At 58.7% G+C, this 13,316-nt stretch carries 11 protein-coding genes; 3 read left to right on the forward strand and 8 right to left on the reverse strand.

What is annotated here, in order from left to right:
- Positions 1-95: 95 nt before the first annotated feature.
- The gene (locus KW841_RS15400) at positions 96-446 is read right to left on the reverse strand and encodes a glutaredoxin family protein (RefSeq protein WP_218477599.1); all 351 of its coding nucleotides are present in this window, start codon (positions 444-446) and stop codon (positions 96-98) included.
- A complete protein-coding gene (yejK, locus tag KW841_RS15405) occupies positions 446-1,450 on the reverse strand; it encodes a nucleoid-associated protein YejK (protein ID WP_007972706.1) in 1,005 nt (334 codons plus the stop codon). Before yejK ends, KW841_RS15400 begins: the two co-directional genes overlap by 1 nt.
- A gap of 396 nt (positions 1,451-1,846) precedes the next feature.
- Here yejK and KW841_RS15410 point away from each other — a divergent pair, with 396 nt between their 5' ends.
- On the forward strand, positions 1,847-2,128 hold the full coding sequence (locus tag KW841_RS15410; protein ID WP_007905514.1) for an HU family DNA-binding protein: 282 nt from the start codon (positions 1,847-1,849) through the stop codon (positions 2,126-2,128).
- Positions 2,129-2,430: 302 nt separating this feature from the next.
- Complete coding sequence (locus tag KW841_RS15415; protein ID WP_218477601.1) at positions 2,431-2,868, forward strand: DUF3757 domain-containing protein; 438 nt, start codon at positions 2,431-2,433, stop codon at positions 2,866-2,868.
- 156 nt (positions 2,869-3,024) lie between these two features.
- On the opposite strand, the gene rlmF is transcribed toward KW841_RS15415, so the two are convergent.
- From rlmF to KW841_RS15445, 6 genes are all read right to left on the reverse strand, one after another.
- A complete protein-coding gene (rlmF, locus tag KW841_RS15420) occupies positions 3,025-4,050 on the reverse strand; it encodes a 23S rRNA (adenine(1618)-N(6))-methyltransferase RlmF (RefSeq protein ID WP_218477603.1) in 1,026 nt (341 codons plus the stop codon).
- A gap of 228 nt (positions 4,051-4,278) precedes the next feature.
- A complete protein-coding gene (locus tag KW841_RS15425; RefSeq protein WP_218477606.1) occupies positions 4,279-4,758 on the reverse strand; it encodes a hypothetical protein in 480 nt (159 codons plus the stop codon).
- Between the two features lie 165 nt (positions 4,759-4,923).
- Entirely contained in the window at positions 4,924-7,770 is a 2,847-nt protein-coding gene (locus KW841_RS15430) for a valine--tRNA ligase (protein WP_218477622.1), read from the reverse strand.
- A 240-nt stretch (positions 7,771-8,010) separates the two neighbouring features.
- A complete protein-coding gene (locus KW841_RS15435; protein ID WP_218477624.1) occupies positions 8,011-9,327 on the reverse strand; it encodes an MFS transporter in 1,317 nt (438 codons plus the stop codon).
- 240 nt (positions 9,328-9,567) lie between these two features.
- Complete coding sequence (locus tag KW841_RS15440) at positions 9,568-10,809, reverse strand: transporter associated domain-containing protein (protein WP_218477634.1); 1,242 nt, start codon at positions 10,807-10,809, stop codon at positions 9,568-9,570.
- A 12-nt stretch (positions 10,810-10,821) separates the two neighbouring features.
- Entirely contained in the window at positions 10,822-11,634 is an 813-nt protein-coding gene (locus KW841_RS15445) for an inner membrane protein YpjD (protein ID WP_007972717.1), read from the reverse strand.
- 210 nt (positions 11,635-11,844) lie between these two features.
- Between KW841_RS15445 and ffh the strand changes: the two genes are divergently transcribed.
- The gene (ffh, locus tag KW841_RS15450; protein ID WP_218477635.1) at positions 11,845-13,221 is read left to right on the forward strand and encodes a signal recognition particle protein; all 1,377 of its coding nucleotides are present in this window, start codon (positions 11,845-11,847) and stop codon (positions 13,219-13,221) included.
- Positions 13,222-13,316 lie beyond the last annotated feature (95 nt).

The following is a 13,316-nucleotide window of genomic DNA, read 5'->3' on the forward strand; positions in this document are numbered from 1 at the left end:
CGAGCTTGCTCGCGAAGATCGTGAGCGATCACGCGTAAAACCGGATGCCCAGCGGCGTCCATGGTTTTTTCGCGAGCAAGCTCGCTCCTACAGGGTTATCTCAATGCCGCCAGAATCGCATCCGGGTCATACCCGCGAATCAGGGTTCCGTTCACATCGATGATCGGAATCCCTCCGCCACCCAAGGCCTGGTAGTCCTTGCGCGCGACGGCATCTTTCTCGATATCGAACTCCTTGTACGGAATGCCTTTCTGATCGAGAAAGCGCCGGGTCAGCTTGCAGTAACCACACCATTCGGTGGCGTAGAGCACGACGTTGGCCCGGGCCTGCGTCTGTGCTGGCACCACTTGCGAAGGGTTGAACACCCGCTCGATCTTGCCCCAGTTCTGGTAGACCACGACCACCAGCAGGATCAGCAGGAATTTTTTCAGTACGCCGCCGAGCATCAGTTGCGACGCTTCAGCTGATCGGTGAGCGAAGTCGGTAAGCCCTTGATGATCAGGGTGCCGGCTTCTTCGTCGTACTCGATCTTCGAACCCAGCAGGTGCGCTTCGAAACTGATCGACAGGCCTTCAGCGCGGCCGGTGAACCGGCGGAACTGGTTAAGGGTGCGTTTATCGGCCGGGATTTCCGGCGACAGTCCGTAGTCCTTGTTGCGAATGTGATCGTAGAAGGCCTTCGGGCGTTCTTCGTCGATCAGCCCCGACAATTCTTCCAGGCCCATCGGCTCACCGAGCTTGGCCTGGCTGCTGGCGTAATCCACCAGGGTCTTGGTCTTCTCGCGGGCGTCGTCTTCCGGCAGGTCTTCGCTTTCAACGAAATCACTGAAGGCCTTGAGCAGGGTGCGGGTTTCACCGGGACCGTCGACACCTTCCTGGCAGCCGATGAAGTCGCGGAAATACTCCGAAACCTTTTTGCCGTTCTTGCCTTTGATGAACGAAATGTACTGCTTGGATTGTTTATTGTTCTGCCACTCGGACACGTTGATCCGCGCTGCCAGGTGCAATTGACCCAGGTCCAGGTGACGGGACGGAGTCACGTCCAGTTCATCGGTCACGGCCACGCCTTCGCTGTGGTGCAGCAGGGCGATGGCCAGGTAGTCGGTCATGCCTTGCTGGTAGTGTGCGAACAACACATGGCCGCCGACGGACAGGTTCGATTCTTCCATCAGTTTTTGCAGGTGCTCGACCGCCACGCGGCTGAACGCCGTGAAATCCTGGCTGCCCTCGAGGTACTCCTTCAGCCAGCCGCTGAACGGAAATGCACCGGATTCCGGATGGAACAGGCCCCAGGCTTTACCCTGTTTGGCGTTATAGCTTTCGTTGAGGTCGGCGAGCATGTTCTCGATGGCCGCGGATTCGGCCAGTTCGGAGTCACGGGCGTGGAGAACTGCAGGTGTGCCGTCGGGTTTTTTGTCGATCAGGTGGACGATGCAATGACGGATCGGCATGGGCTTCTCGGCTGAATGAGGAGAGGAGGGCGTGCTCCCCCGAAAAAGCGCTCAGTGTACCGCAACCACTGGTTTTGGCGCGGTGCGAAGGGCAATTGGCAGGCGACCGACGGCGCTTATGCGTTTTTTTCCTGTTTTAGCGCAATAAAGCTGACCAAATGGGTAGCTAGAGGCGGATATTTCCACGTCTGTGTGCTAGCTTTGCCCGGTCTTGCGCGAAGTCACTGCGTTAAGCGTGCAGTCAGCATTTGTCAGGTCGAACCAAACCCTGATTTCGGTATCTATAACCCCGATCCCGAGGTTATTTGGCCGAGGGTGCCAGATCCAGAAGATCGGGCTCGATGGCTGACATTGCACTCTGCAATCCATATGAATTTGATAGGGAAGGAACACTAAATGGCTCTTACTAAAGACCAACTGATCGCCGACATCGCTGAAGCTATCGACGCGCCGAAAACCACCGCGCGTAACGCTCTGGACCAACTGGGCCAAATCGTTGCCGATCAGCTGGAAAACGGCGGCGAAATCACTCTGCCAGGTATCGGCAAGCTGAAAGTGACTGAGCGTCCTGCCCGCACTGGCCGTAACCCTTCGACTGGCGCTGCCATCGAAATCGCTGCCAAGAAAGTGATCAAGCTGGTTGTGGCCAAAGGCCTGACCGACGCTGTTAACAAGTAAGACTTGTTAAGAAAAAACCGTGCGCCGGAGCAATCCGGGCACGGTTTTTTTATGAGCGTTGAAAAAGCTTACGCAAGGTAAACTTTGGCAATAATTTTTTGTGCGGGCGGTTGTTGCCGCGCGTTTCGTCGGGATAGCTCGCCTGTTCCGAATAACACTTTTCTCCTTGTATAAAACGAACGCTCCTACAGAACTGATAGTTGAGTGTGCGCCTTGGGTCGGTAGTATCGATAAGGTGTAGCGCACGGCTTTGCGTAAAAGCCAAAACCAAATTTCAGTTGTTCGTTACAGGGACGTTTTTTATGAAAGTTAAACAGTTATTGATGTGCGTATCATTTCTGGTGTCCGGTCAGGCGTTGGCCAATGTGACCGAGTACTGCCCAAGCCCTGCTGACATCAAGGAGTTGGCAGCCGGTGCCTATAAAGCCCCGACAGCAAGTGGAAGCGGGGAATGGTACGGTGTCTCGCAAACCGGGCGTGGGCCGGTAGGTGAGTTCGAACTGGCGATATTCGCACCTCGCATAGCGGCCGATATCAGCACTGTGGCCGGTGAAATTCTGCGTTGCGGTTACATGCTGCAAAATGGAGGGGAACTGGATATGAGATACAAGCGAGAGGGAACTGTCGTGAGCATTGATACTAATGGGCCGTGGGAGGAATGGTTTGGTCAGTATTACTGCGATAGCAAGGAGGTACGAGCCTGTGCGTTCAAAGAAGTTGTTCGTACAACAAAACGCTGAAATGAATGTGTCTGAACTTGCTTGTTATCGAAGTTGCCAGGAAAGCTCAGGCAGTTTGTGGTTATAGATATTAGCGACATTGCTAACCGCTTAGGCTTGCTAAAAAGCCGTGTACAGGAGTCATCCGGGCACGGCTTTTTTGTGCGTTTTACTTTTTTACTCAGCTGTAGCCTTCGACCATCGTGCCTGACGCCAGGCCTGTTGCTGCGCCTGGGTCTGGAAGGTCCAGGCGACGAAGCGGCTCTGCTTCTGTCCCTGACCCATTTCCACCACTCGACTGTCCAGCGCGCCGGCCTTGCTCAGGGCCGTCTGGATTGCCGGCAGGTTCGATGCTTTCGACACCAGCGTGCTGAACCACAGCACTTGTTGCGACACCTGCACGCTCTCGCTGACCAGTTGCGTGACGAAACGAACTTCCCCGCCCTCACACCACAGTTCCGCCGCCTGCCCGCCAAAGTTCAGCACCGGCAGCTTGCGTTTCGGATCGGCCTTGCCCAGAGCTCGCCATTTGCGCGTACTGCCCCGCGTGGCCTCGTCCAGCGAGGCGTGGAATGGCGGGTTGCACATGGTCAGGTCGAACCGCTCTGCGCTCTCCAGCAGGCCTGTGAGGATCTGTTTGGGGTTGCTCTGCTGGCGTACCTGGATCGCCTTGTTCAGGCCATTGGATTGAATGATGACCTTCGCCGCGGCGATGGCGGTCGCATCGATGTCGGAGCCAAGGAATTGCCAGCGATAATCGCTGTAACCGATCAGCGGATACACGCAGTTGGCGCCCATGCCGATGTCCAGCACCTTCACGGCAGCACCACGGGGGATCGCTCCGTCATTCCCGCTGGCCAGCAGGTCGGCGAGGAAGTGCACGTAATCGGCACGGCCTGGCACTGGCGGGCACAGGTAGTCGGCGGGGATGTCCCAGTGAGCGATGCCATAGAACGACTTGAGCAGCGCCCGGTTGAACACCCGCACGGCCTCCGGGCTGGCAAAGTCGATGCTTTCCTTGCCGTACGGATTGACGATCACGAATTTTTTCAGTTCCGGCGTGCTTTTGATCAGCGCCGGAAAGTCGTAGTGACCCTGATGGCGATTGCGCGGGTGCAGGCTGGCTTTTTCACGCGGCGCCACAGAAAGCGTTGGAGGATTTGGCTGCTTGCGCGGTGCTTTGGGTTTGCTGGGGGCGGTCATGGGGGCGTCGATTCAGGAGGTGGTTCAATATGACGCCCATTCTCCCACAAATGAGAATCTCACGTGCCTGATTGAGCTCTGGGCACCCCTTCTCCATGGTGCATGTTTTTTTAAAAAGCTCCGACGCCGTTTAGACTTTAAAATACCTTGTCGTCGCCTGGTTTTATCTGCATTAGCGTTAGCCCCTGGTTGTTAGGGGCTAACTATCTAGCATTTGAGCAAATGATTTTAAATTTCGTCTGGGTCGCTAAGGTAAGGCGTATTGCGTTCGATAATGTTAAGGTCAAGGGTTATATTGACTTGGCCATTTGCGAGCAGTCTTGCTCCCCCTTCAAGGAATATAAATTCAGCATTGACGCGCTCGTCACTACGAGTGCGCAAATATACTTTTTCGTTATCGGTATTCAGCTCATCCAAGGTGAGCGTTTCGCCTTCCTTGTTGACGATTTTGAATGTTTCTGAGTCGTGCGGTTCGCTGTAAGTGAAAAAATTTCCGCTACGGCCTATTGCCTTGCCGAAATAATCACCCTGAGATCGAATGTAAAGTGTGTACGCATCGTCCGTGCATCGGAAATAAAAAATGTCTGCTTCGCCCGTAAGTTTTTGGCTCAAAACTGGAACTGTATTGCCGGGGTGTGAAATCAATCCTATTGGTTTAGTGCTAAGGCTTAACGTGGCAAGAAAAGATTTTTGACGATTGGTGCTCATGCTGAAAGTCCTTTTTCAGAGTTGTTTGATGTGGAAGTTTTTATGTGTTTGGAGTGTTGATATTAGCAAAGTTAAAAGTGATAAGGCACTATTTACACGTTTGGTAATTATCAAAAAAATGCCCCGAAGATCGGGGCATTTTATGTGTAAGCGGCGAATTAAAACTTACAAACTGGCAATCCGCGCATGCTGCTCGGCCAACTTGCCCAGAGCCTGTTCCGCTTCGGCCAGTTTGGCTCGTTCCTTTTCGATGACTTCGGCGGGCGCCTTGTCTACGAAACCGGCGTTGGACAACTTGCCGCCGACACGTTGCACTTCACCCTGCAGACGCTGGATTTCCTTGTCCAGACGGGCCAGTTCCGCACCTTTGTCGATCAGGCCGGCCATTGGCACCAGCACTTCCATCTCGCCGACCAGTGCGGTGGCGGACAGCGGGGCTTCTTCGCCAGCAGCCAGCACGGTGATCGATTCGAGGCGCGCCAGCTTCTTCAGCAGGGCTTCGTTCTCGGTCAGGCGGCGCTGATCCTCGGCGCTGACGTTCTTCAGGAACAGCGGCAGCGGTTTGCCCGGGCCGATGTTCATTTCGCCACGGATGTTACGCGTGCCGAGCATCAGGCCCTTGAGCCATTCGATGTCGTCTTCGGCCGCCTGATCGATGCGGGTTTCGTTGGCCACCGGCCAAGGTTGCAGCATGATCGTCTTGCCTTCGATGCCGGCCAGCGGCGCGATGCGCTGCCAGATTTCTTCGGTGATGAACGGCATGAACGGGTGCGCCAGGCGCAGGGCGACTTCCAGTACGCGCACCAGGGTGCGACGGGTGCCGCGCTGGCGTTCGACCGGAGCATTTTCGTCCCACAGCACAGGCTTGGACAGTTCCAGGTACCAGTCGCAGTACTGGTTCCAGATGAACTCGTACAGCGCTTGTGCCGCCAGGTCGAAACGGAACTGGTCGAGTTGGCGGGTCACTTCGGCTTCGGTGCGCTGCAGCTGCGAAATGATCCAGCGGTCAGCCAGCGACAGCTCATAGGCTTCGCCGTTCTGGCCGCAGTCTTCGCCCTTGTCCAGCACGTAGCGCGCTGCGTTCCAGATCTTGTTGCAGAAGTTGCGATAGCCCTCGACGCGGCCCATGTCGAACTTGATGTCGCGACCGGTGGACGCCAGCGAGCAGAAGGTGAAGCGCAGGGCGTCGGTGCCGTAGCTGGCGATGCCTTCGGCGAATTCGTCGCGGGTCTGCTTCTCGATCTTCTTCGCCAGTTTCGGCTGCATCATGCCGGAGGTGCGCTTCTGCACCAGGGCTTCGAGCTCGATACCGTCGATGATGTCCAGCGGGTCCAGGACGTTGCCCTTGGACTTGGACATCTTCTGGCCCTGGCCATCACGCACCAGGCCGTGAACGTACACGGTCTTGAACGGAACCTGCGGCGTGCCGTCTTCGTTTTTCACCAGATGCATGGTGAGCATGATCATCCGGGCAACCCAGAAGAAAATGATGTCGAAGCCAGTCACCAGAACGTCAGTGGAGTGGAATTTCTTCAGGAACTCGGTTTTTTCAGGCCAGCCGAGGGTGGAGAAGGTCCACAGGCCCGAGCTGAACCAGGTGTCGAGAACGTCATTGTCCTGTTGCAGGGCAACGTCCGGGCCGAGGTTGTGCTTGGCACGCACTTCGGCTTCGTCGCGACCGACGTAGACCTTGCCCGACTCGTCGTACCAGGCCGGAATGCGGTGGCCCCACCAGAGTTGACGGCTGATGCACCAGTCCTGGATGTCGCGCATCCACGAGAAGTACATGTTTTCGTACTGTTTCGGTACGAACTGGATGCGGCCGTCTTCAACGGCGGCGATCGCAGGTTCGGCCAATGGCTTGGTGGACACGTACCACTGGTCGGTCAGCCATGGCTCGATGACGGTGCCGGAACGGTCGCCTTTCGGCACTTTCAGGGCGTGATCGTCAACGCTGACCAACAGGCCGGCAGCGTCGAACGCGGCCACGATCTGCTTGCGCGCTTCGAAGCGGTCGAGACCGGCGTATTCGGACGGGATCTTGCCGTCGATGGTCTCGTTCAGCGTGCCGTCGAGGTTGAACACCTGGCAAGCCGGCAGGACCGCTGCGTTCTTGTCGAAGATGTTCAGCAGCGGCAGGTTGTGACGCTTGCCGACTTCGTAGTCGTTGAAGTCGTGGGCCGGGGTGATTTTCACGCAGCCGGTGCCGAATTCAGGGTCGCAGTAATCGTCGGCGATGATCGGGATGCGGCGGCCAACCAGCGGCAGCTCGACAAATTTGCCGATCAGGGCTTTGTAGCGCTCATCGTTCGGGTTCACGGCCACGGCGGAGTCGCCGAGCATGGTTTCCGGGCGAGTGGTCGCGACGATCAGGAAATCGTTGCCTTCAGCCGTCTTGGCGCCGTCGGCAAGTGGGTATTTCAGGTTCCACAGGAAACCTTTCTCGTCGTGGTTCTCCACTTCGAGGTCGGAAATCGCCGTGTGTAGCTTGGTGTCCCAGTTGACCAGGCGCTTGCCGCGGTAGATCAGGCCGTCTTCGTGCAGGCGTACGAAGGCTTCTTTAACGGCTTCCGAGAGGCCGTCGTCCATGGTGAAGCGCTCGCGGCTCCAGTCGACGGACGAGCCGAGGCGACGGATCTGACGGCTGATGTTGCCACCGGACTCATCCTTCCATTCCCAGACTTTCTCGAGGAATTTTTCGCGGCCCAGGTCGTGGCGGCTCTGGCCCTTGGCTTCGAGCTGACGCTCGACCAGCATCTGCGTGGCGATACCGGCGTGGTCGGTACCCGGCTGCCACAGGGTGTTGCGACCCTGCATGCGGCGGAAACGGATCAGGGCGTCCATGATCGCGTTGTTGAAGCCGTGACCCATGTGCAGGCTGCCGGTGACGTTCGGCGGCGGGATCATGATGGTGTAGGACTCGCCCGCGCCTTGCGGGGCGAAGTAATTCTCTGACTCCCAGGTGTTGTACCAGGAAGTTTCAATGGCGTGCGGCTGGTAGGTCTTATCCATGCGCGGCGGGACCCTATTGGCATTTATTCAGGAAAAGCCGGGAAGTATAGCGGGGATGAGCCGAAGCGCGTAGAGCGAGGTGACAATGGGCGGGGGAAAAATTGTGGTTGTTTGGTGGCTATTTCGTCAGTTATGACCCCTTCGCGGGCAAGCCCGCTCCCACAGGGGCTGGTGTCGATCACAAAATAGTGGCTCGACAAAAGACCTGTGGGAGCGTGGCTTGCCCGCGATAACGTTCTATCAGGCGACCTGATTCAAATCGTTATGCCGCGTTTCCTTCAGGCACAGCACCGCAATCAAACTCAGCACCGCGGCCCCGGACACATAACCGCCGACGTAGCTCAGTCCGCCCATCGCCACCAGTTTCTGGGCGAAGAACGGCGCCGCGGAAGCGCCCACGATACCGCCCAGGTTGTAGGCCGCCGACGCACCGGTGTAGCGCACGTGGGTGGGGAACAGCTCCGGCAGCAGCGCGCCCATGGGCGCAAATGTCACGCCCATCAGAAACAGTTCGATGCACAGGAACAACGCCACACCCCAGGTCGAACCTTGGGTCAGCAGCGGTTCCATGAGGAAACCGGACAGGATCGCCAGCACGCCACCGATGATCAGCACCGGCTTGCGCCCGTAACGGTCGCTGGCCCAAGCCGACAGCGGGGTGGCGGCCGCCATGAACAGCACTGCGAAGCACAGCAGGCCGAGAAAGGTTTCGCGGCTGTAGCCGAGTGTTGCAACGCCGTAGCTCAGGGAAAACACCGTGGAGATGTAAAACAGCGCATAGCACACCACCATCGCGCCGGCGCCCAGCAGGACGGGCACCCAGTATTGGCCGAACAGTTCGAACAGCGGGATCTTCACCCGTTCCTGGCGCGCCATGGCGTTGGCGAATACCGGGGTCTCATGCAGCTTGAGGCGTACGTACAGGCCGACCATCACCAGCGCGGCGCTGAGCAGGAACGGAATACGCCAGCCCCATGAGCGGAACTGTTCATCGTCCAGCACCACGGCCAAGGTCAGGAACAGGCCGTTGGCCGCCAGGAAGCCAATGGATGGGCCCAGCTGCGGGAACATGCCGAACCAGGCGCGCTTGCCTTTCGGCGCGTTCTCCGTGGCCAGCAATGCCGCGCCACCCCATTCACCGCCCAACCCCAGGCCCTGGCCGAAGCGCAGGACGCACAGCAGAATCGGTGCCCAGGCGCCAATGCTGTCGTATCCCGGCAGCACGCCGATCAGCGTGGTGCATACACCCATCAGCAGCAACGAGGCGACCAGGGTCGACTTGCGGCCGATACGGTCGCCGAAGTGGCCGAAAAGGGCCGAACCCAAGGGGCGCGCGAGAAAGGCGATGCCGAACGTGAGAAACGCCGACAGCATCTGGGCGGTGCCGGATGTCTGCGGAAAGAACACCGGGCCGATCACCAGCGCCGCGGCGGTGGCATAGACATAGAAATCGTAGAACTCGATTGCGGTACCGATGAAGCTCGCAGTGGCCACGCGGGTGGCGGAGTTCGTCGGTTGTGCAGGTGTGGAGTCGCTGTAAGTCGTGCTGGTCGTCATGCGGTGATCCCTGACAGTCATGTGCTCCAGTGGAGCGAATTATTATGGTCGAGAACCCAGGGATGTGGGCTTAACGCAGAGTGCGGGTGGCACAGGTGTGGCGGGGCTTGGGTAAGCGGTTCGATTATAGGAAGGTGGCTAACGATTCAACAAGCGCAAAAGATCGCAGCCTGCGGCAGCTCCTACATTGGAATGCGTTCCCCTTGTAGGAGCTGCCGCAGGCTGCGATCTTTCAACAATCTAACGGGCGGGTAAAGCAGTGGGAGCCGGGCTGGTAGGCCAAATCAACACCCGCGTCACGCGGTTATCCTCGGTGGCGAGAATTTCCAGTCGATAGCGGCCGATTTTCAGGCAGACAGGGCAGTCCGGGATGGTTTCCAGCGCTTCGGTGACCAAGCCGTTCAGGGTTTTCGGGCCATCGCTGGGCAGATGCCAGCCGAGGCTCTTGTTCAGTTCGCGGATGGATGCGGCTCCATCGATCACCAGGCGTCCGTCGGCTTGCGGATGAATGTGCGGGTTGTCCAGGCTGTGTTGGCTTTCGAACTCGCCGACGATTTCTTCGAGGATGTCTTCCAGGGTGACGATGCCCAGCACTTCGCCGTATTCATCGACCACCATGCCCAGGCGTCGCTGCTGTTTGTGGAAATTGAGCAGTTGCAGCTGCAGCGGGGTGCTTTCCGGCACGAAGTACGGCTCGTGACTGGCCGCCAGCAAGGCTTCCCTGGTCAGGCTCGCATCGGGCAGCAAGTGCAGGATGTGCCGGGTGTTGAGGACGGCTTCGACCTGGTTGATATCACTGTGGAACACCGGCAGGCGCGTGCGCTTGTTGTGGCGCAATTGTTCGATGATTTCTTCGATGGAGTCATCGAGATTGATGCCGTCCACGTCGCTGCGCGGTACCAGGATGTCATTGACGGTGATGTTGTCCAGCGCGTGGATGCCAGGCAGTGGGTGAGTGCGGCTTACAGTTTCGGAGGGTGCATGCCGCTCCGTCAGTGCTTCATCCTCACTCTGTTGCACCACTTTGGCTTTACGGACAAATGGGCGCGTCAGCAAGCGGCTGATGCTGGTGAGCAGCCATGCCGCGGGATAGATGACTTTTAGCGGCAACCGCAGCAGGTTGTTGCCCTGGGCCAGGATCGCATCCGGATAGCGAGCGGCGAGGGTGCGTGGCAAGTAGTCGGAAAACACCAGCAACATGGCGCCAGCCCCGAGGCAGGCGACCCACGGGCCGTTCTCGGCCCAGGTGAAAATGGCCAGCAAGGTGCTGATGACCACCACGAGTGCACGGCACAGTGTGTTGCAAAAAATCAGGCTGGCCAGGGGGAAGCTGAGTTTCGCCACCGGTTTGTCGCTGGAACGCGTTGCTGTGCGCTGAGCCAGCAAATGCTGGTGCGCCGCTTCGATGGCGGTAAACAGCCCCGACCATAAAACCAGCAGGGTCACTACCGCGAGCATCGGCCCTATGGGCAAGTCGTCCATTAATGCCGCCCGTCAGATATGCAGGATGTATTCACGAACCAGCTTGCTGCCGAAATACGCCAGCATCAGCAGGCAAAAGCCGGCCAGGGTCCAGCGAATGGCTTTGTGCCCGCGCCAGCCGAGGCGATTGCGCCCCCACAGCAGCACGCTGAAAACGACCCAGGCCAGGCAGGCCAGCAGGGTTTTGTGCACCAGATGCTGGGCGAACAGGTTCTCGACGAACAGCCAGCCGGAAATCAGCGACAGCGACAACAGCGTCCAGCCGGCCCAGAGAAAACCGAACAGCAAGCTTTCCATGGTTTGCAGCGGCGGGAAGTTCTTGATCAGCCCGGAGGGGTGCTTGTGCTTGAGCTGGTGGTCCTGGACCAGCAGCAGCAAGGACTGGAACACCGCGATGGTGAACATGCCATAGGCCAGAATCGAAAGCAGGATGTGGGCGAGGATACCCGGCTCCTCATCGATGACCTGTACCGTGCCGGCGGGGGCAAAGTGCGCCAGCATCACGGTCAAGGCCCCAAGCGGGAACAGCAGGACCAGCAGGTTTTCCACCGGAATCCGCGAGCAGGCCAGCAAGGTCAGTGCGATGACTGCCACGGCAATCAGGCTGGCGGCACTGAAGAAGTCCAGGGCCAGGCCGGTCGGGGTCAGCAGGTGGGTGAGCAGGCTGACGCTGTGGGCCAATACGGCGAGCACGCCGAGCATGACCAGCAGGCGTTTGTTGACCTTGGCGCCGGACGCCAGGCGAGTGCCCTGGTAAATGGTCGCAGCGGCATACAAGCAGGCGGCGGCGAGGGTAGTTAGCAAGCTGGGTGACAAGGGGAGCATAAATCCTGTTAGGCAAGCCCGAAAGTCGCTGAGTTTGGCATAGAACCCCTGCCACACGAAAGACCGCGCAACCCGACGGCGAGGTGTCCGCCGGCCCCAGTCTTCGCTATAATCCGCGACCTGCCCACGCCGCAGGCTCGCCGAGCACACATTTAGTCCGGTCCGGGCCGCCATTATCCCGGTCTACACAGGGCCTGAAAGGATCGCGCAATGTTTGAAAACTTAACCGAACGTCTCTCGCAGACGCTGCGCCATGTCACCGGCAAGGCCAAGCTGACTGAAGACAACATCAAAGACACCCTGCGTGAAGTGCGCATGGCGTTGCTCGAAGCCGACGTCGCCCTGCCGGTGGTCAAGGACTTCGTCAATTCGGTCAAGGAGCGTGCCGTCGGTACCGAGGTGTCGCGCAGCCTGACGCCGGGCCAGGCCTTCGTGAAAATCGTCCAGGCCGAACTCGAAAGCCTGATGGGCGCGGCCAACGAAGACCTGAACCTGAGCGCAGTGCCGCCAGCGGTCATCCTCATGGCCGGTTTGCAGGGCGCTGGTAAAACCACCACCGCCGGCAAGCTCGCGCGCTTCCTTAAAGAGCGCAAGAAGAAATCGGTCATGGTCGTGTCCGCCGACGTCTACCGTCCGGCGGCGATCAAGCAGCTGGAAACCCTGGCCAACGACATCGGCGTGACCTTCTTCCCGTCGGACCTGAGCCAGAAGCCGGTCGACATCGCCAATGCGGCTATTAAGGAAGCAAAACTCAAATTCATCGACGTGGTCATCGTCGACACCGCCGGTCGCCTGCACATCGATGAAGAGATGATGGGCGAGATCAAGGCCCTGCATGCCGCGATCAACCCGGTCGAAACCCTGTTCGTGGTCGACGCCATGACCGGTCAGGACGCCGCCAACACGGCCAAGGCCTTCGGCGATGCATTGCCGCTGACCGGCGTGATCCTGACCAAGGTCGACGGCGACGCCCGTGGCGGTGCCGCGCTGTCGGTGCGAGCCATCACCGGCAAGCCGATCAAGTTCATCGGTATGGGCGAGAAGAGCGAAGCGCTCGATCCGTTCCACCCTGAGCGTATCGCCTCGCGCATCCTCGGCATGGGCGACGTGCTCAGCCTGATCGAGCAGGCGGAAGCGACCCTCGATAAGGATAAGGCCGACAAGCTGGCCAAGAAGCTGAAGAAGGGTAAGGGCTTCGACCTCGAAGACTTCCGCGATCAGCTGCAACAGATGAAGAACATGGGCGGCCTCGGCGGGCTCATGGACAAGCTGCCGAACATGGGTGGCGTGAACCTGGCGCAAATGGGCAACGCCCAGGGTGCGGCAGAAAAGCAATTCAAGCAGATGGAAGCCATCATCAACTCGATGACCCCGGCCGAGCGCCGCGATCCCGAGATGATCAGTGGTTCGCGCAAGCGCCGGATCGCCATGGGTTCCGGCACCCAGGTCCAGGACATCGGCCGCTTGATCAAGCAGCACAAGCAGATGCAGAAGATGATGAAGAAATTCTCTGCAAAAGGCGGAATGGCCAAGATGATGCGCGGCATGGGCGGTATGTTGCCCGGCGGCGGCATGCCCAAAATATAGTGTCCTTTCACGCCAATACTGCTCACTTTTGGCGGCGTCTGGTGCCCTCATGCGGCGTTGCCGCTCCTCGCCATAGCGGGCTATGACTCGTCGCG

The organism is Pseudomonas sp. PDM28, from assembly GCF_019219115.1.
Classification (GTDB): Bacteria; Pseudomonadota; Gammaproteobacteria; order Pseudomonadales; family Pseudomonadaceae; genus Aquipseudomonas; species Aquipseudomonas laurylsulfatiphila.

What these genes read in the sequence shown, in the direction of transcription:
- rlmF (WP_218477603.1), bottom strand. Translation starts at nt 4,050, where the DNA reads ATGACCGCCCCCAGCAAACCCAAAGCACCGCGCAAGCAGCCAAATCCT.
- ffh (WP_218477635.1), top strand. Translation starts at nt 11,845, where the DNA reads ATGTTTGAAAACTTAACCGAACGTCTCTCGCAGACGCTGCGCCATGTC.
- KW841_RS15415 (WP_218477601.1), top strand. Translation starts at nt 2,431, where the DNA reads ATGAAAGTTAAACAGTTATTGATGTGCGTATCATTTCTGGTGTCCGGT.
- yejK (WP_007972706.1), bottom strand. Translation starts at nt 1,450, where the DNA reads ATGCCGATCCGTCATTGCATCGTCCACCTGATCGACAAAAAACCCGAC.
- KW841_RS15430 (WP_218477622.1), bottom strand. Translation starts at nt 7,770, where the DNA reads ATGGATAAGACCTACCAGCCGCACGCCATTGAAACTTCCTGGTACAAC.
- KW841_RS15435 (WP_218477624.1), bottom strand. Translation starts at nt 9,327, where the DNA reads ATGACGACCAGCACGACTTACAGCGACTCCACACCTGCACAACCGACG.
- KW841_RS15440 (WP_218477634.1), bottom strand. Translation starts at nt 10,809, where the DNA reads ATGGACGACTTGCCCATAGGGCCGATGCTCGCGGTAGTGACCCTGCTG.
- KW841_RS15445 (WP_007972717.1), bottom strand. Translation starts at nt 11,634, where the DNA reads ATGCTCCCCTTGTCACCCAGCTTGCTAACTACCCTCGCCGCCGCCTGC.
- KW841_RS15400 (WP_218477599.1), bottom strand. Translation starts at nt 446, where the DNA reads ATGCTCGGCGGCGTACTGAAAAAATTCCTGCTGATCCTGCTGGTGGTC.
- KW841_RS15425 (WP_218477606.1), bottom strand. Translation starts at nt 4,758, where the DNA reads ATGAGCACCAATCGTCAAAAATCTTTTCTTGCCACGTTAAGCCTTAGC.
- KW841_RS15410 (WP_007905514.1), top strand. Translation starts at nt 1,847, where the DNA reads ATGGCTCTTACTAAAGACCAACTGATCGCCGACATCGCTGAAGCTATC.